The organism is Pseudomonas sp. Ma2-10, from assembly GCF_054330215.1.
Map to the genome: position 1 here is coordinate 19,902 of NZ_JBTEYL010000019.1, position 19,228 is coordinate 39,129.

Below are 19,228 nucleotides of genomic sequence, written 5' to 3' on the forward strand. Positions count from 1 at the left end.
CTACCGCCCTTAGAGAACTGCTTTCGGGTAGGAACCCAGCACTTTGAGTGCTACTGCTTCCTGACTGATCTTTTCCAACACACCTTTGACCAGTGGGTCGCGGTGGTGGCCGACGAAGTCGATGAAGAACACGTAGGTCCATTTACCGCTGCGCGAAGGACGCGTCTCGATTCGCGTCAGGTCGATGCCGTTGTCGTGGAACGGCACCAGCAACTCGTGAAGCGCGCCAGGCTTGTTGCTCATGGAGACGATGATCGATGTCTTGTCGTCGCCGGTCGGCGGCACTTCCTGGCTGCCGATCATCAGGAATCGCGTGGAGTTGTCCGGGCGATCCTCGATTTTCTCGGCCAGACGGGTCAGCCCGTACAAGCCTGCCGCCATGTCGCCGGCAATCGCCGCCGAGTTCCACTCACCTTTGACCCGCTTGGCCGCTTCGGCGTTGCTGGACACCGCCACGCGCTCGACATTCGGGTAATGGGCGTCCAGCCACTTGCGGCATTGGGCCAGGGATTGAGCGTGGGAATAGATGCGGCTGATGCTGTCGGTCTTGGTGTTTTCACCGACCAACAGGTGGTGGTGAATCCGCAACTCGACTTCGCCACAGATCACCATGTCGTGTTCAAGGAAGCTGTCGAGGGTGTGGTTGACCGCGCCCTCGGTGGAGTTTTCCACCGGGACCACGCCAAAATTCACCGCACCGGCCGCCACTTCACGGAACACTTCGTCAATCGCCGCCATCGGCTTGCTGATCACGGCGTGACCGAAGTGCTTCATGGCGGCGGCTTGGGTGAAGGTGCCTTCAGGGCCGAGGTAAGCCACTTTCAGCGGCTGCTCGAGGGCCAGGCACGAGGACATGATTTCGCGGAACAGACGCGCCATCTCTTCGTTGCCCAGCGGCCCCTGATTGCGCTCCATGACGCGTTTGAGCACCTGAGCTTCACGCTCAGGACGATAGAACACCGGCACTTCGCCTTCGACCAGTGAGGCCATCTTTACTCGCGCAACTTCCTGGGCGCAGCGTGCGCGCTCACTGATCAGCTCCAGGACTTTCTCGTCCAGGGAATCAATGCGCAGGCGCAGTGCGTTGAGTTCTTGCTCAGACATTAGCCGTGTTCCTTCTCGAACTCTGCCATGTACGAAATCAGTGCGTTGACCGCAACGATGTCGACGGCGTTATAGAGGGAGGCACGCATGCCCCCCACGGAACGGTGACCCTTGAGGTTCAACAGGCCACGCTCTTCGGCACCGACCAGGAATGGCTTGTCGAGACGGTCGTCAGCCAGGCGGAACGGTACGTTCATCCACGAGCGATCCGGCGTGTTGATCGGGTTGCTGTACAAGCCGCTGGCGTCGATGAAGCCGTACAGCGTGCGCTGTTTCACTTCGTTGAGCTTGCCGATGACTTCAACACCACCCTGCTCTTTCAGCCACTCGAATACCAGACCCGAGAGGTACCAGGCCAGGGTTGGCGGGGTGTTGTACATCGAGCCGTTGTCGGCCGCGACCTTGTAGTTGAGCATGGTCGGGCACAGGGAACGGGCGCGACCCAGCAGGTCTTCGCGAACGATGTTGACGACCACGCCGCTGGGGCCGATGTTTTTCTGCGCGCCGGCGTAGATCATGCCGAAGCGCGACACATCGATAGGACGCGAGAGAATGTCGGAAGACATGTCGGCCACCAGCGGGACGTCACCGGTTTCCGGGACCCAGTTGAATTCCAGGCCGCCGATGGTTTCGTTCGGCGCGTAGTGAACGTAGGCCGCGTCTTTGGACAGGGTCCATTCGTTCTGACCGGGAATAGCGAAATAGTCGTACGGCTTGGCGGTAGCGGCAACGTTGACGTTACCGTAGCGCGAAGCTTCTTCGATGGCTTTCTGCGACCAGATACCGGTGTCGATATAGTCGGCGGTGCCGCTTTCCGGCAACAGGTTCAGAGGAATCTGAGCAAATTGTTGGCTGGCGCCACCTTGCAGAAACAGCACTTTATAGTTCGAGGGGATGTGCAGCAGATCACGCAGATCCTGCTCGGCCTTGGTGGCGATGGACACGAACTCATCGCTGCGATGGCTCATTTCCATGACCGACAGGCCCTTGCCGTGCCAATCAAGGAGTTCACCCTGGGCGCGCCGCAGGACAGCTTCGGGAAGTGCCGCAGGACCGGCACAGAAGTTATAGGCTCTCTTGCTCACATCCAATCTCGCTCTGATTTGGTGGTATCACGCAATAAATCTGTAGGCGCTGTCGAGCAGAGCGAGGCTGCGATCGTTTAGAGCTGAACACAAGCAAGGGCCAGATCAAGAGATCGCAGCCTCGCTTCGCTCGACAGCGCCTACATTAAAAACAATCCCACAGGCCAAACAACAAGGGGGCGAATTCTCATCCGCCCCCTGTCTGTCCGCTTACTCCTGCGGTTCTNCAATCCCACAGGCCAAACAACAAGGGGGCGAATTCTCATCCGCCCCCTGTCTGTCCGCTTACTCCTGCGGTTCTTCGTCAGCAGCGGCGTCGAGTTGCTGCTCTTCAACAACGTCGTCGATCACGACTTCACCGTCGAACACCGCACCCTCTTCACCTTCTTCCAGCTCTTCGCCTTCGACTTCCGACGGTTCCTGAACGCGCTCCAGACCTACCAGCGTTTCATCGCTGGCCAGTTTGATCAGGGTCACGCCCTGGGTGTTACGACCCAGGCTGGAGACTTCGCCAACACGCGTACGCACCAAGGTGCCCTGGTCGGAAATCAGCATGATTTCCTCACCGTCGAGTACCTGGACTGCACCGACCAGACGGCCGTTACGGTCGTTGCTGACCATGGCGATAACGCCCTGACCGCCACGTTTGTACTCAGGGAACTCGGTGATCGCCGTACGCTTGCCATAACCACGGGCCGAAGCCGTCAGGATCTGGCTGCCTTCTTCCGGGATCAGCATGGAAATCAGCTTCTGGCCTTCCGGCAGACGCATGCCGCGGACACCGCGAGCGGTACGGCCCATGGCGCGAACGTCGGTTTCCTTGAAGCGAGTGACCTTGCCGCCGTCGGAGAACAGCATGACTTCGCGGCTGCCATCGGTAATGGAAGCAGAAATCAGCACGTCACCTTCGTCCAGCTCCAGCGCGATCAGACCGACGCTGCGTTGACGGCTGAAGGATTCCAGCGGGGTTTTCTTCACGGTGCCTTTGGCAGTGGCCATGAAGATGAAGTGACCTTCGGTGTATTCGTCGACCGGCAGCATGGTGGTGATGTATTCATCACTGTCCAGCGGCAGCAGGTTGACCAGCGGACGACCACGGGCAGCGCGGGACGCTTCCGGGATTTCGTAGGTTTTCAGCCAGTACACTTTGCCTTTGCTGGAGAACAGCAGCAGCGTGGTGTGGCTGTTGGCGACCAGCAGGTGAGCGATGTAGTCCTCATCCTTGACGCCGGTAGCCGATTTGCCTTTACCGCCACGACGCTGAGCCTGGTACGCAGCCAATGGCTGGGTCTTGGCGTAGCCACCGTGGGAAATAGTCACGACGCGCTCTTCTTCCGGGATCATGTCACCCAGGGTCAGGTCGAGACGGGCATCGAGAATCTCGGTGCGGCGCACATCGCCATATTCGGCGCGGATCACTTGCAGCTCTTCGCGGATCACTTCCATCAGGCGCGTGGCGCTGCTGAGGATGCGGATCAGCTCGCCGATCTGGTTGAGGATCTCTTGATACTCGGCCAGCAGCTTTTCGTGTTCCAGACCGGTCAGACGGTGCAGACGCAGTTCCAGAATCGCTTGCGCCTGTTCCGGCGACAGGAAGTACTTGCCTTCGCGCAGGCCGTATTGTGGGTCCAGGGTCTCTGGACGGCACGAATCGGCACCGGCACGTTCAACCATCGCCACCACGGCGGAAGATTCCCACGCCGTCTTGATCAGCGCTTCCTTGGCTTCCGACGGCGTTGGCGAGGCTTTGATCAGGGCGATAACCGGGTCGATGTTCGACAGGGCAACCGCTTGACCTTCCAGAATGTGGCCACGTTCGCGGGCTTTACGCAGCTCGAACACGGTACGGCGGGTAACGACTTCGCGACGGTGACGAACGAAGGCTTCCAGCAGGTCCTTGAGGTTCAGGATGCGTGGACGGCCGTCGATCAGCGCGACGATGTTGATGCCGAACACCGCTTGCAGCTGGGTCTGGGCGTAGAGGTTGTTGAGGATCACCTCAGGCACTTCGCCGCGACGCAGTTCGATCACGACGCGCATACCGTCCTTGTCGGACTCGTCGCGCAGCTCGGTGATGCCTTCGAGCTTCTTCTCTTTTACCAGCTCGGCGATCTTCTCGATCAGACGGGCCTTGTTCAACTGGTAAGGAAGTTCGGTGATGACGATCTGCTGACGGCCACCGACCTTGTCGATGTCTTCGATCATCGAGCGGGCGCGCATGTAAATGCGGCCGCGACCGGTGCGGTAGGCTTCGATGATGCCGGCGCGACCGTTGATGATGGCGGCGGTCGGGAAGTCCGGACCCGGGATGTATTGCATCAGCTCATCGATGGTCAACTCAGGGTTGTCGATGAGCGCCAGGCAACCGTCGATGACTTCACCGAGGTTGTGCGGCGGAATGTTGGTCGCCATGCCCACGGCGATACCGCTGGAGCCGTTGACCAACAGGTTGGGAATACGGGTCGGCATGACCGCCGGGATCATTTCGGTGCCGTCGTAGTTCGGCACCCAGTCCACGGTTTCTTTGTGCAGGTCAGCCAGCAGCTCGTGCGCCAGCTTGGTCATGCGCACTTCGGTGTATCGCATGGCGGCGGCGTTATCGCCGTCCACGGAACCGAAGTTGCCTTGACCGTCTACCAGCAGGTAGCGCAGCGAGAATGGCTGCGCCATCCGAACGATGGTGTCGTACACCGCAGTATCACCGTGAGGGTGATACTTACCGATCACGTCACCGACAACACGGGCAGATTTCTTGTACGGCTTGTTGAAGTCGTTGCCCAGCTCGCTCATTGCGAACAGCACACGCCGGTGCACGGGCTTCAAGCCATCGCGCGCATCCGGCAGTGCCCGCCCGACAATTACGCTCATCGCGTAGTCGAGGTAGGACTGCTTCAGCTCGTCTTCGATATTGACCGGGAGGATTTCTTTGGCCAGTTCGCCCATGAGAAGCCTGATTCCTTTTTCTGGTGAAACTTCGTCACGTCCATATGGGCCGAACGAAGCTCGCCGCTGCAGGCTGAGTGCCATGCACCGACTTACGACAAATCAACGAGTTATGCCATGGATCTGCGCAGTAAAGGCAGCCACATCGGGCTACCTTGGAAACCGCCGAATGTTATCACAAGAGCCGTCACGCACCTATCCCCCTGATGCGCATGGAGCATAGTTAGTTGAGCGGTGACAGGCTTGAAGGGGACGAGAGGGGCTTAGAGAGTTGCCGAATACAGAATCCAGGCTGATTTGTTGACGTTGCGGGCCCTGGCGCGAGCAAATTCACTCCCGGGCTCGCCCGCGATAGCGATTTATCAGGCCCCGAAGGACATCAATGCAGCCGCTTGCGGCACATCAACTGCGCCATTTTCGCGGCGTCCGGGCGCTCGACGATGCCTTTTTCGGTGACGATGGCATCGATCAGGTCAGCCGGGGTCACGTCGAACACCGGGTTGAACGTATCGACATCCGCCCCGACCCGCTGGCCGCCGACTTCCAGCAACTCGCGACCGTCGCGCTGTTCAATCGGAATGTCATCACCGCTGGCCAGGTTCATGTCGATGGTCGAACTCGGCGCCACCACCATGAAGCGCACGCCGTGGTGCATGGCGTTCACCGCCAACTGATAGGTGCCGATTTTGTTGGCCACATCGCCATTGGCGGTGATCCGGTCAGCGCCGACGATTACCCAGGTGATGCCCTTGGTCTTCATGATGTGGGCAGCGGCGGCGTCGGCATTGACCGTGACAGGAATGCCTTCGTTGACCAACTCCCATGCGGTCAGCCGCGAACCTTGCAGCCATGGACGGGTTTCGTCGGCGTAAACGCGTTCGATCATGCCTTCAATGAACGCGCCACGAATGACGCCAAGCGCCGTACCAAAGCCGCCGGTGGCCAGTGCGCCGGTGTTGCAGTGGGTCAGAATCGCCTGAGCGTTGCCCTGGTGCTTGCGGATCAGGTCCACACCCAGTTGCGCCATGGTCAGGTTGGCTTCGCGATCACTTTCGTGAATGGCGATAGCCTCCGCCTCCAGCACCGCCAGCGGATCAGCGTGATGCTTCACACGCTCAAGCCGGTCGCGCATGCGGCCCAGGGCCCAGAACAGATTGACCGCGGTCGGACGGGAATCGGCCAGCAGCGCGAAATCCTCTTCCAGCGCCGCCTGCCAGTCACCGCCTTCGGCAAACCGCGCGCGGGCCGCCAGCACCACACCATAGGCGGCACTGATGCCAATCGCCGGCGCGCCGCGTACCACCATCGAGCGAATGGCCTCGGCCACGCCCACGGCGCTGGTGTAGGCGATCCAGGTTTCCTCGAACGGCAAAATTCGCTGATCCAGCAGGTAAAGGGCGCCATCACGCCAATCGATGGCCTTTACCTTCTCCGCAGCCAACAGTCGATCGCGCATCCCTCACCCCGCACTCATGAACAAAAGCCGTCGATTATAGCGATCCCCCTGCGAAGACGCTCGGGTATACTTCGCCATCCTTTACAAAAGCTCTGGAACCGACTCTCGATGCCGAACCCTGCCGCTGCGCTCGACCTGCTATTGCTGCCGACCTGGCTGGTACCCGTCGAACCCGCTGGCGTTGTCCTCAAAGAGCATGCCCTGGGCATCCGCGACGGACGCATCGTATTCATTGGCCCACGTTCGGCTGCGCTGAAGCTTGAGGCGAGCGAAGTCCGCGAATTGCCGGACATGTTGCTCTGCCCCGGTTTGATCAATGCCCATGGGCATGCGGCGATGACGCTGTTCCGTGGTCTGGCCGATGATCTGCCCCTGATGACCTGGCTGGAAAACCACATCTGGCCGGCTGAAGCCAAGTGGGTCGATGAAGCGTTCGTACGTGACGGCACCGACCTTGCGATCGCCGAGCAGATCAAAGGTGGCATCACCTGTTTCTCTGACATGTATTTCTTCCCCAAGGTTGCCAGCGAGCGCGTACATAACAGTGGCATTCGCGCGCAAATCGCGATTCCGATCCTCGACTTCCCCATTCCGGGCGCCAGCACGGCGGATGAAGCCATTCGTCAGGGCGTCGAATTATTCGGCGATCTCAAGCACCACGCGCGCATCAACGTCACCTTTGGCCCCCATGCCCCTTACACCGTGGGCGACGAAAACCTGGAGAAAATCCGGGTGATCGCCGAAGAACTGGACGCCTCGATCCATATGCACGTGCATGAAACGGCTTATGAAGTGCAGCAGTCCGTCGAGCAGCGTGGCGAGCGCCCATTGGCCCGCCTCGGGCGCTTGGGTTTGTTGGGACCGCGTTTCCAGGCCGTCCACATGACTCAGATCAGCGACGAGGACCTGGTGTTGCTGGTAGAAAGCAACACCCACGTGATTCATTGCCCGGAGTCGAACCTGAAGCTGGCCAGCGGTTTCTGCCCGGTGGAGCGTTTGTGGCAGGCGGGCGTTAATGTGGCGGTCGGCACCGATGGCGCGGCCAGCAACAATGACCTGGACCTGCTCGGCGAAACCCGCACCGCCGCGTTGCTGGCCAAAGCCGTCGCCGGCTCGGCCACCGCGCTGGACGCCCATCGCGCCCTGCGCATGGCCACGCTCAACGGTGCCCGTGCGCTGGGGATAGAAGCTGACGTTGGCTCGCTCGAAGTCGGCAAAGCGGCAGACATCGTGGCGTTCGACCTCTCCGGCCTGGCGCAGCAACCGATCTACGACCCGGTTTCGCAGCTTATATATGCCACCGGCCGTGACTGCGTGAAACACCTTTGGGTCGCCGGCAAGCAACTGCTCGACGACCGCCGCCTGACTCGCCTGGATGAAGAACAACTCTGCGCCACGGCCAAGGCCTGGGGCCAGCGCATCAGCGGCCACACCGAATCGTAAGCCCCCCGGACCCACCACCGGGGCAACAGGATTTTTCAAGTTTTAGAGGACTTAACCATGAGCAACGTCGACTACGCCGAAATCGCCAAATTCGAAGCCCTGGCCCATCGCTGGTGGGACCGCGAAAGCGAGTTCAAACCGCTGCACGACATCAACCCGCTACGGGTCAACTGGATTGACGAGCGGGTCAACCTGGCCGGCAAGAAAGTCCTCGACGTCGGTTGCGGCGGCGGCATTCTCAGCGAAGCCATGGCCCAGCGTGGCGCTACCGTCATGGGCATCGACATGGGCGAAGCGCCGCTGGCCGTCGCGCAATTGCATCAACTGGAATCCGGCGTGACCGTCGAATACCGCCAGATCACCGCCGAAGCCCTGGCAGAAGAAATGCCCGAGCAGTTCGACGTGGTCACTTGCCTGGAAATGCTCGAGCACGTGCCGGACCCCTCCTCGGTGATCCGCGCTTGCTTTCGCATGGTCAAGCCCGGCGGCCAGGTATTTTTCTCCACCATCAACCGCAACCCGAAGGCGTACCTGTTCGCCATCGTCGGCGCGGAATACATCATGAAGCTGTTGCCGCGCGGCACCCACGACTTCAAGAAATTCATCCGCCCTTCGGAGCTGGGTGCCTGGAGCCGCATGGCCGGCCTGACCGTCAAGGACATCATCGGCCTGACCTACAACCCGCTGACCAAGCACTACAAACTGGCCAGCGACGTGGACGTCAACTACATGATCCAGACCCTGCGGGAGGAGTAAGTCGATGCGAATCAGAGCTGTTCTTTTTGACATGGACGGCACCCTGCTCGACACCGCACCGGACTTCATTGCGATCTGTCAGGCGATGCGCACCGATCGCGGCTTGCCGCCGATGAACGACAAACACATTCGCGACGAGATCTCCGGCGGCGCCAAGGCGATGGTCGCCGTGACCTTCTCCATGGACCCGGAATCACCGGGCTTCGAGGAACTGCGCTTGGAGTTTCTGGAACGCTACCTCGCCGGTTGCGCGGTTCACAGCACACTCTTCGACGGCATGGGCGAACTGCTGGCCGACATCGAAAAGGCCAACCTGATCTGGGGCGTGGTCACCAACAAGCCACTGCGGTTCGCCGAGCCGATCATGCAGCAGCTTGGCCTGGCCGAGCGCTCGGCGTTGTTGATCTGCCCGGACCATGTAAAAAACAGCAAACCGGACCCCGAGCCGTTGATCCTGGCGTGCAAGATGCTCGACCTGGACCCGGCCAGCGTGCTGTTTGTGGGTGATGACTTGCGCGACATCGAGTCCGGTCGCGATGCCGGCACCAGGACCGCCGCCGTGACCTATGGCTACATCCATCCGGACGATAACCCGCGGCATTGGGGCGCGGACGTGGTAGTCGATCATCCGCTGGAGTTGCGCAAGGTGCTGGATAGCGCTTTGTGTAGTTGCTGAGCCTGTTTCCTGATTTGTTGAGGGGTTTTTATGTTTGATTATTCCGCCCGCCCAGAATTGCTCAAGGACCGGGTCATCCTGGTCACCGGCGCTGGGCGCGGCATCGGCGCTGCCGCCGCGAAGACCTTCGCCGCGCACGGCGCCACTGTGTTGTTGCTGGGCAAGACCGAAGCCAACCTGACTCAGGTCTACGACGAAATCGAAGCCGCCGGCCATCCACAACCGGCCGTGATCCCGTTCAACCTGGAAACCGCCCTGCCCCATCAATACGATGAGCTGGCAGCGATGATCGAAACCGAATTCGGCCATCTCGACGGTGTGCTGCACAACGCCTCGATCATTGGCCCACGTACGCCGATCGAGCAGCTGTCCGGCGAAAACTTCATGCGCGTCATGCACGTCAACGTCAATGCCATGTTCATGCTCACCAGCACGCTGTTGCCGCTGCTCAAGCTGTCTCAGGACGCTTCGGTGGTGTTCACCTCCAGCAGCGTCGGCCGCAAGGGGCGCGCGTATTGGGGCGCTTACGGCGTGTCCAAGTTCGCCACCGAAGGCTTGATGCAAACCCTGGCCGACGAAGTCGACACCGTGGCACCCGTGCGCTCCAACAGCATCAACCCGGGCGCCACCCGCACCAGCATGCGCGCCCAGGCGTATCCGGGTGAAAACCCGCTGAATAACCCGACGCCCGAGGAGATCATGCCGATCTACCTCTACCTGATGGGTCCGGACAGCACCGGCATCAACGGCCAGGCGTTCAACGCTCAGTAACGCCCGCGCGTCGCTTTTGTGCCGCGACGGCTTCCCGTCGCGGCATTCAAAGTGCGTGGTAACGACCCCCATCGCAAGTCAAATAACTGCCATCGGAGCCGCCAAACGTTTTCAACAACAGTCTCAGCAGGCTGATTTACAACGCTTTTTTTCCTATTGAACCGAATGGCACGACTTTCGCTCTAAAAGTGCTTAGACACGCAGTGTGAAAGCAAACGGGCGGACGCCTGAGCCGACAGGTTACTTATTTTCGGCAAAGCGGACTAAACTTGCGCCAAACGTCCTACGGGACTGATGGACCAGTATGACGCGCAGCCCAAAGCCGCTCTCACCCAGCCTGTAAGACAGCCTTACTGCTTAAGGGCGCACGCCATAATGAAAGCAACTTCCCAGACCAACGCAATTGACTTCGATAGCGCCAAATTGCAACGCCTGGGCTTTGGTCAGCAGCCTACCCTCATCGAGAGGCCCGTCAGCCTTGCGCAACTGCGCCAGCAACTGGGCCTGCAGCTGCAAACCAGTCTTGAGCCGCAACGCATTCTCGGGCTCTTCTTCCGTGAGATTCAACGACTCGTACCGCTTGACGCTTTGACGTATGAGCACAAGTCCAGTGACTTGCGCCTGGAATTCGGTCTGCGCGGCCATCATTCCATCAGCTACAGCCTCAGCCATGAAGGCGAGCACCTGGGCGAGCTGGTATTCCGTCGCAATCAGCGCTTCAGCGAGCAGGAACAAGGCAACCTGGAGTCACTGCTGTCGGCATTGCTGTATCCGATGCGCAATGCCTTGCTCTACCGCGCCGCCACCCAAAGCGCCTTGCGCGATCCACTCACGGACACCGGCAACCGCATTGCCATGGATCAAACCCTGCAACGGGAAATCGAGATGTCGCGTCGGCATCTGCAACCCTTGTCGCTGTTGATGCTGGACATCGATCATTTCAAACGCATCAACGACAACCACGGGCACCGCGCCGGCGATGACGTGCTCAAAGCCGTTGCAGCCTCGATCAAAAACCAGTTGCGCAACGTCGACATGGTCTTTCGCTTTGGTGGTGAAGAATTCCTGATCCTGCTTTCCAACACGAGTCGTGAGGCGGCGGCCATGGTCGGCGAACGGCTACGATTTGCGGTGCAAGCAGAGGATTTTTTGGCCGATAGCCATGCGACCGAACTGACGGTCAGCCTTGGCTGCTCGACGCTACTGCCTGGCGAGTCTGCCGAGAGCCTGTTGCGACGGGCCGACAGTGCGTTGTATGTGGCCAAGCGCGAGGGACGCAATCGGTTGGCGATGGCGGGTTGAATACCCGGAGCGGGCACACTCGGTTAGCGGCCCGCAACGAAAGGAGTTAGCGCACAGCGCCGCGCAATTGCCCCACCAACCCTTGCAACCGGGCGGGTTCTGCCACTTCAACCGACACCGCGGGCCCTGCCACCAGCGTCACCCGTGACCACAACCGGCGAAACACGCCCTTTTGCGGATCACGGCTGAAGAAGCTCCCCCACAAACCCTGCAATGCCAACGGAATCACTGGCACCGGCGTCTCTTCGAGAATTCGCGTCAGCCCGCCCTTGAACTCGTTGATCTCGCCATCGGCAGTCAATTTGCCCTCAGGGAAGAGGCACACCAATTCGCCGTCCTTCAGATACTGAGCAATGCGCGTGAAGGCTTTTTCGTAGATCTGAATGTCTTCGTGACGGCCCGCGATCGGAATGGTCCCGGCCGTGCGGAAGATGAAGTTCAGCACGGGCAAGTTGTAGATCTTGTAATACATCACAAAGCGAATCGGCCGACGCACCGCGCCGCCAATCAGCAAGGCGTCGACGAAGGACACGTGATTGCACACCAGCAACGCCGCGCCTTCATCGGGAATCAGCTGCAGATTGCGATGCTCCACGCGGTACATGGAATGGCTGAGCAGCCAGATCATGAAGCGCATGCTGAACTCGGGGACGATGCTGAAGATGTAGGCGTTGACGCCGATATTCAGCAGCGACACCACCAGGAACAGCTGCGGGATCGACAGTTTGACCATGCTCAGCAGGACGATCGAGACAATCGCCGAGACCACCATGAACAGCGCGTTGAGAATATTGTTGGCGGCAATCACCCGCGCCCGCTCGTTCTCAGCGGTACGAGACTGAATCAACGCGTACAGCGGCACGATGTAGAAACCACCGAAAACCCCAAGCCCGAGAATGTCGATCAACACCAGCCAGGCGTGGCCAAACCCCAGGACTTCGATCCAGCCATGGCCTACAACGCTGTCCGGAATTCCACCGGAATGCCACCACAGCAGCAAACCAAACACGGTCAGACCGAAAGAGCCGAACGGCACCAGACCGATCTCGACTTTGCGACCGGACAGTTTTTCGCAAAGCATCGAACCCAGCGCGATACCGACCGAGAACACCGTAAGAATCAGCGTCACCACGGTTTCGTCGCCATGCATCCATTCTTTGGCATAGGCCGGGATCTGCGTCAGATAAATCGCCCCGACAAACCAGAACCACGAGTTGCCGACAATCGAGCGTGACACCGCAGGCGTCTGCCCCAAGCCCAGCTTCAACGTGGCCCAGGACTGGCTGAAAATGTTCCAGTTCAGACGCAGTGCCGGGGAGGCGGCCGCCGCCCGTGGAATGCTGCGGCTGGCCAGATAGCCGAGCACCGCGACACCGATGATCACGGTGGAGACGATCGGCGCGTAATGACTGGACGACATCATGATTCCGGCACCGATGGTTCCGGCGAGGATCGCCAGGAAGGTGCCCATTTCCACGAGGCCGTTGCCACCCACCAGCTCTTCGTCACGCAAGGCCTGCGGCAGGATCGAGTACTTTACCGGCCCGAACAGCGCCGAGTGAGTGCCCATGGCAAACAGCGCCACCAGCATCAGCGACAGGTGATCGAACATGAATCCGACCGCGCCGACCGCCATGATGGCGATTTCCCCGAGCTTGATCAGACGAATCAGCGCGTCCTTGGCAAACTTTTCACCGAACTGCCCGGCCAGTGCCGAGAACAGAAAAAACGGCAGGATGAACAGCAGCGCACACAGGTTGACCCAGATTGAGCGATCCCCTTCGATGGCCAGCTTGTACAAGATTGCGAGGATCAGCGACTGCTTGAAGATGTTGTCGTTAAACGCCCCGAGCGACTGCGTGACGAAAAACGGCAGGAAACGCCGGGTGCGAAGCAAGGTGAACTGTGAGGGGTGACTCATCTTCCATGTGTCCCTGATGTTGGGTAGAGAGTGGCGTGGATGCCGTTATTGGAATATCTAACGACGATCCAGGCCACACATTACCTAAACTTTGCAGGTTATTTATTTAATCCTGCAATGCACGGCGAGACAAACAACTCACCCCGCCAGGCGCCCTGCACTGTCCGTTTGGCGACGATCAGCCACATCATCGCCAGCAACACCACCAGCACGCAGCCGAAGGCACTGAAAAATGTCAGGTTCAAGGTGCTGGCCAGTTTCAACGTTGCCAGGGAATAGACGCCCAACGGGAAGGTGAAACCCCACCACCCGAGATTGAACGGAATACCGGCACGCAAGTAACGCGCAGTGATGAGCACTGCAATCAGCATCCACCAAAGACCAAAGCCCCACAGTGTGATTCCCGCCACCAACCCCAGCCCTGCGGCGATTTCACCGATGCCCGGCAGACCGTTGGCCGCGAAGATCGCCGGCGCGTCGGCGCCCAGCAGCAACATGCCCAGCGCTCCGGTGCCGATCGGGCCCAGCGCGAGCCAGCTGGAGGCGGCCATGTTTTCGTGGGGCAATTTATGCAGTGCCATGCGCAGCAACAGAATGGTCAGAATGCTGAACGCCACGGGCAAGGAAAATGCCCAAAGCACGTAGCTGGTCACCAGGACCACCAGTTGCGAATGGGCATCGGCCAGGTGCGGCGCCAGCAGACCACCGCTGGCGGCCGCCACTTCTGCCGCCACCACCGGCAACAGCCAGACGGCGGTCATCTGGTCGATGCTGTGCTCCTGACGGGTGAACATCAGGTAGGGAATCAGCACGCCGCACGCCACGGACATCGCCACGTCCAGCCACCACAGCACCTCGGCGACAGGAATCACGCCCTCGCCCCAACGCGGCAGACCGAACACCAGGAAACCATTAATGATGGTCGCCAGGCCCATGGGGATGGTGCCAAAAAACATCGAGACCGTGGAGTGACCGAAAATCCGCCGTGCCTCATCGAAAAACAGCGCCCAGCGCGCCGCATACATCACCGTGAATAAAACGAACAGCACAATATTGAACAGCCAAAGGGCTTCGGCAATCGCGTGAAAACCGCCGTTTGCGCCAGGCAACTGCGCCAGCGCCAACGCCAGCACACCAGTGCCCATGGTGGCGGCGAACCAGTTCGGGGTGAACTGGCGGATGACTTCACGCGGGTGCTGCAAATGACTGAAGGGTTTGAAACCGGCTGGGGCAGTCTTGGGGCATGTCATGGTGAACTCCTGTCCTCTGTGGAGGTAGAGTTCATGGTAGGCCCGAATCGAATATCGATATAACGGGTAATATCTCTAACTGTTATCTGTTTTGCAGATATACCGTCAAGCGCCAGAGGTATAGCGCTTGCATCACCAACAGTGAGAACAGCACCCAATAGGTCAACCGCAACGGCAGTGGCCATCCACGTAGCGCACTGATCAACCAGGCGACACTGTCTGCGTTGACGATTAGACGCTGAACGGGACATGGACACTCTCCACAAAAGCTAATTTTCTGCTTTACGACGTGTGTTACCGGTCAGGGCTTAAAGCAAATTCTTTGTGTTAAGGTCCGGTGCATGGCTATTAAAGAAGGTTTACGCCCGGGCGGCCGCAGCGCCCGGGTGCAAGAGTCGGTTCACTCGGCGGTGCGCGAACTCCTCGAAGAGCAGGACCGCGCCACCGTGACCGTCCCGCAAATCGCGACGCGCGCTGGCGTCACGCCGTCGACCATCTACCGGCGCTGGGGTGATTTGTCGGTGTTGTTGGCGGATGTCGCCCTCGCCCGCATGCACCCCGACAGCGCGCCGGCCAATACTGGCAGCCTGCACGGTGACGTGCGCGCCTGGGCAGAGCAGTATCTGGATGAGATGAGTTCCGAGCCCGGCCGCAACATGCTGCGCGACGTGCAATGCAGCACCACACCCGCCCTTTGCGCGACGATCATTGGCGGGCAGTTACAGACGATTCTCGATCGTTACCCCGATCAGCCGACGCCGAACGTTGATCGGCTGATCAACATGGTGGCGGCGCCGACAGTGTTTCGCATCCTGTTTTGTGCGGCGCCGCTGGAGGTTGAGCAATTGCATCGGTTGATCGAGATTGCACTCCGTCAGTGAGGCCTGCGCAAACCCCCAGGATCCAACTGACAAACACCCTGCGACACCCCGCCGCGCCGCGACCTTGGTCGACACTGACTAACCCCCGGCATCGTGCGAGACTGTCTGTCCGGGCGGGAGTCCCGGGTGTCTTTTGTCTGGAGTTCCCATGTCGCTGTCCAGCGGGCTGATCGCCGCCGTCGCCCTGGCCTATATGGCCATCATGTTCGCCATCGCCTTCTACGGCGACCGCCGCAGCACGCCGTTGCCGCCGCGAGTGCGCGCGTGGGTGTACAGCCTGTCGCTGGCCGTCTATTGCTCCAGCTGGACCTTCTTTGGCGCGGTAGGCCAGGCCGCCGAACAACTCTGGTCTTTCCTGCCGATCTACCTCGGGCCGATCTTGCTGCTGGTGTGCGCGCCGTGGGTCCTGCAAAAAATGGTGATGATCAGCAAGCAGGAGAACATCACCTCCATTGCCGACTTCATCGCCGCGCGGTATGGCAAATCCCAGTCGCTGGCGGTGGTGGTGGCGCTGATCTGCCTGGTCGGCGTATTGCCCTACATCGCGCTGCAACTCAAGGGCATCGTGCTCGGGGTGAACTTGCTGATCGGCGCCGGTGCCGACGCCATGGGCACGCGCGCCCAGGACACGGCGCTGATCGTGTCGCTGGTGCTGGCGCTGTTCACCATCGTCTTCGGTACCCGCAACCTCGACGCCACGGAACACCACCGCGGCATGGTGCTGGCGATTGCGTTCGAATCGCTGGTCAAGCTGTTTGCCTTTCTCGCGGTCGGCGCGTTCGTGACCTACGGCCTGTACGACGGTTTCGAGGACCTGTTCGACCAGGCGATGCTCGCCCCGCGCCTGGAAGAGTACTGGAAGGAAACCATCAACTGGCCGTCGATGGTGGTGCAGACCGGCGTGGCAATGATGGCAATCATCTGCCTGCCCCGGCAGTTCCACGTGACCGTGGTGGAAAACATCGACCCTCAGGATTTGCGCCTGGCCAAATGGGTGTTTCCCGCCTATCTGGCGCTGGCGGCGCTGTTTGTCGTTCCTATCGCCCTCGCCGGTCAGATGCTGCTGCCGAGCTCGGTGCTGCCGGACTCCTTTGTCATCAGCCTGCCGCTGGCCCAAGCCCATCCTGCCCTGGCGATGCTGGCGTTTATCGGTGGCGCCTCGGCAGCGACCGGCATGGTGATTGTCGCCAGCGTGGCGTTGTCGACCATGGTCTCCAACGACATGCTGTTGCCCTGGTTGCTGCGGCGCAATAACGCCGAGCGACCGTTCGAAGTGTTCCGCCAATGGATGCTCTCGGTGCGCCGAGTGAGCATCGTGGTGATTCTGCTGCTGGCCTACGTCAGTTATCGCCTGCTCGGCTCGACGGCGAGCCTGGCGACCATCGGCCAGATCGCCTTCGCCGCCGTGACCCAACTGGCTCCGGCCATGCTCGGCGCGCTGTACTGGAAACAGGCCAATCGTCGCGGTGTGTTCGCGGGTCTCGCCGCCGGAACGTTCCTGTGGTTTTACACCTTGATCCTGCCAATTGCCGCCCACAGCCTCGGCTTGTCGTTGAGCAGTTTCCCGGGCCTGGCCTGGTTACACAGCAACCCGTGGCACCTGCCGATCAGCCCGCTGACCCAAGGCGTGGTGCTGTCCCTTGCGGGCAACTTAACGCTGTTCGCCTGGGTGTCGGTGCTGTCGCGCACGAGGGTTTCGGAACATTGGCAGGCGGGTCGCTTCATCGGCCAGGAAATCAGCGCCCGCCCCAGCGCCCGTTCGATGCTGTCGGTGCAGATCGACGATTTGTTGCAACTGGCCGCACGCTTCGTCGGCGAAGAACGCGCCCGTCAGAGTTTTATCCGCTTCGCCTACCGTCAGGGCAAAGGCTTCAACCCGAACCAGAACGCCGATGGTGAATGGATCGCCCATACCGAACGTTTGCTGGCCGGTGTGCTCGGTGCTTCTTCGACCCGGGCGGTGGTAAAAGCCGCCATCGAAGGCAGAGAAATGCAACTCGAGGACGTCGTCCGAATCGCCGACGAAGCCTCGGAAGTGCTGCAATTCAACCGCGCGCTGCTGCAAGGCGCGATCGAGAACATCACCCAAGGCATCAGTGTGGTCGACCAGTCGCTGAAACTGGTGGCCTGGAACCGGCGCTATCTGGAACTGTTCAACTACCCGGACGGACTGATCAGGCTTGGCCGCCCGATTGCCGACATCATTCGCTACAACGCCGAGCGCGGCCTGTGCGGCCCCGGCGAAGCCGAAGTGCACGTCGCCCGCCGCCTGCACTGGATGCGACAGGGCCGCGCCCATACGTCTGAAAGGCTGTTCCCAAATGGCCGTGTGATCGAGCTGATCGGCAACCCGATGCCGGGCGGCGGCTTTGTCATGAGTTTCACCGACATCACCGCGTTCCGCGAAGCTGAGCAGGCGCTGACCGAAGCCAACGAGGGCCTGGAGCGACGGGTCACCGAGCGGACCCACGAACTGTCGCAACTCAACGTCGCCCTGACCGAAGCCAAAGGCACCGCAGAGTCGGCCAACCAGTCGAAAACCCGCTTCTTGGCGGCGGTCAGCCACGACTTGATGCAACCGTTGAACGCTGCACGACTGTTCTCCGCCGCCCTTTCCCACCAAGACGACGGCCTTTGCGGTGAGACGCAGAAACTGGTCCATCATCTGGACACTTCACTGCGCTCGGCCGAAGACCTGATCAGCGACCTGCTGGACATTTCCCGCCTGGAAAACGGCAAGATTAACCCTGATTCCAAACCGTTCGTACTCAATGAGATGTTCGACGTCCTGGGTGCCGAGTTCAAGGCGCTGGCCCGCGACCAAGGGCTGAAATTCCGCGTCAGGGGCAGTACGTTGCGCGTCGACAGCGACATCAAACTGTTGCGACGAATCCTGCAGAATTTCCTGACCAATGCCTTCCGCTACGCCAAAGGGCCGGTGCTGCTGGGGGTTCGCCGACGCAAGGGCGAGCTGTGCCTGGAAGTCTGGGACCGTGGCCCGGGTATTCCCCTGGATAAACAACAGGTCATTTTCGAAGAGTTCAAACGCCTCGACAGCCACCAGACGCGCGCTGAAAAAGGCCTTGGGTTGGGCCTGGCGATCGCCGACGGGTTGTGTCGCGTGCTGGGGCATACCTTGCGCGTACGCTCCTGGCCGGGGCGCGGCAGTGTATTCAGCGTCAGTGTGCCGTTGGCTCGGGCGCAAATCGCGACGCCCACCCAGGCTGCCGAACTCAACGGCAGGTTACTGAGCGGCGCGCAGGTACTGTGCATCGACAACGAAGACAGCATCCTGATCGGCATGAACAGCTTGCTCACGCGCTGGGGGTGTCAGGTCTGGACGGCCCGCAATCGCGACGAATGCGCGGCGCTGCTCAGTGACGGGATGCGACCTCAATTGGCGCTGGTGGATTACCACCTGGACAATGGAGAGACAGGGACCGAATTGATGGCATGGCTGCGAACCCGATTGGGTGAGCCAGTGCCAGGGGTAGTGATCAGCGCCGATGGGCGACCGGAGATGGTGGCCCAGGTGCATGCGGCGGGGCTGGATTATTTGCCTAAACCGGTGAAGCCGGCGGCGTTGCGGGCGTTGTTGAGTCGGTATTTGCCGCTGTAGCGTTTGTTTCCTGCGCTATTT

Annotated in this window: 13 protein-coding genes; 7 read left to right on the top strand and 6 right to left on the bottom strand. The window is 60.4% G+C overall.

What is annotated here, in order from left to right:
- Positions 1-9 precede the first annotated feature (9 nt).
- From pheA to mtnA, 4 genes are all read right to left on the bottom strand, one after another.
- The gene (gene pheA, locus ACXPVS_RS20095; RefSeq protein WP_458511487.1) at positions 10-1,104 is read right to left on the bottom strand and encodes a prephenate dehydratase; all 1,095 of its coding nucleotides are present in this window, start codon (positions 1,102-1,104) and stop codon (positions 10-12) included.
- Entirely contained in the window at positions 1,104-2,189 is a 1,086-nt protein-coding gene (gene serC / locus ACXPVS_RS20100) for a 3-phosphoserine/phosphohydroxythreonine transaminase (protein WP_458511488.1), read from the bottom strand. Before serC ends, pheA begins: the two co-directional genes overlap by 1 nt.
- A 285-nt stretch (positions 2,190-2,474) precedes the next feature.
- A complete protein-coding gene (gyrA, locus tag ACXPVS_RS20105; protein ID WP_458511489.1) occupies positions 2,475-5,132 on the bottom strand; it encodes a DNA gyrase subunit A in 2,658 nt (885 codons plus the stop codon).
- 379 nt (positions 5,133-5,511) lie between these two features.
- Positions 5,512-6,588, bottom strand: coding sequence for an S-methyl-5-thioribose-1-phosphate isomerase (mtnA, locus tag ACXPVS_RS20110; protein WP_458511490.1), 1,077 nt, complete (start codon positions 6,586-6,588; stop codon positions 5,512-5,514).
- A 108-nt stretch (positions 6,589-6,696) separates the two neighbouring features.
- Between mtnA and ACXPVS_RS20115 the strand changes: the two genes are divergently transcribed.
- The 5 genes from ACXPVS_RS20115 to ACXPVS_RS20135 all read left to right on the top strand — a co-directional run bounded on the left by ACXPVS_RS20115 (position 6,697) and on the right by ACXPVS_RS20135 (position 11,536).
- Complete coding sequence (locus tag ACXPVS_RS20115) at positions 6,697-8,031, top strand: TRZ/ATZ family hydrolase (RefSeq protein ID WP_458511491.1); 1,335 nt, start codon at positions 6,697-6,699, stop codon at positions 8,029-8,031.
- Positions 8,032-8,088: 57 nt separating this feature from the next.
- Positions 8,089-8,787 carry a bifunctional 2-polyprenyl-6-hydroxyphenol methylase/3-demethylubiquinol 3-O-methyltransferase UbiG gene (gene ubiG, locus ACXPVS_RS20120; protein WP_095130152.1) on the top strand — a complete coding sequence of 233 codons (699 nt, stop codon included), beginning with the start codon at positions 8,089-8,091 and terminating at the stop codon, positions 8,785-8,787.
- A gap of 4 nt (positions 8,788-8,791) precedes the next feature.
- Entirely contained in the window at positions 8,792-9,463 is a 672-nt protein-coding gene (gene mupP / locus ACXPVS_RS20125; RefSeq protein ID WP_458511492.1) for an N-acetylmuramic acid 6-phosphate phosphatase MupP, read from the top strand.
- 30 nt (positions 9,464-9,493) lie between these two features.
- A complete protein-coding gene (locus tag ACXPVS_RS20130) occupies positions 9,494-10,234 on the top strand; it encodes a YciK family oxidoreductase (RefSeq protein ID WP_458511493.1) in 741 nt (246 codons plus the stop codon).
- A 375-nt stretch (positions 10,235-10,609) separates the two neighbouring features.
- Positions 10,610-11,536 (top strand): GGDEF domain-containing protein, encoded by a 927-nt coding sequence (locus ACXPVS_RS20135; RefSeq protein ID WP_458511494.1) that lies wholly within the window; start codon positions 10,610-10,612, stop codon positions 11,534-11,536.
- A 46-nt stretch (positions 11,537-11,582) separates the two neighbouring features.
- On the opposite strand, the gene ACXPVS_RS20140 is transcribed toward ACXPVS_RS20135, so the two are convergent.
- Both ACXPVS_RS20140 and ACXPVS_RS20145 read right to left on the bottom strand, forming a co-directional pair.
- Entirely contained in the window at positions 11,583-13,457 is a 1,875-nt protein-coding gene (locus ACXPVS_RS20140) for an MFS transporter (protein ID WP_458511495.1), read from the bottom strand.
- A 98-nt stretch (positions 13,458-13,555) separates the two neighbouring features.
- Entirely contained in the window at positions 13,556-14,707 is a 1,152-nt protein-coding gene (locus ACXPVS_RS20145) for a TDT family transporter (protein WP_458511496.1), read from the bottom strand.
- Positions 14,708-15,048: 341 nt separating this feature from the next.
- Here ACXPVS_RS20145 and ACXPVS_RS20150 point away from each other — a divergent pair, with 341 nt between their 5' ends.
- Both ACXPVS_RS20150 and ACXPVS_RS20155 read left to right on the top strand, forming a co-directional pair.
- Positions 15,049-15,588, top strand: coding sequence for a TetR/AcrR family transcriptional regulator (locus tag ACXPVS_RS20150; protein ID WP_458511497.1), 540 nt, complete (start codon positions 15,049-15,051; stop codon positions 15,586-15,588).
- A 148-nt stretch (positions 15,589-15,736) separates the two neighbouring features.
- Positions 15,737-19,207, top strand: coding sequence for a hybrid sensor histidine kinase/response regulator (locus ACXPVS_RS20155; protein WP_458511498.1), 3,471 nt, complete (start codon positions 15,737-15,739; stop codon positions 19,205-19,207).
- The last annotated feature ends 21 nt before the right edge of the window (positions 19,208-19,228 follow it).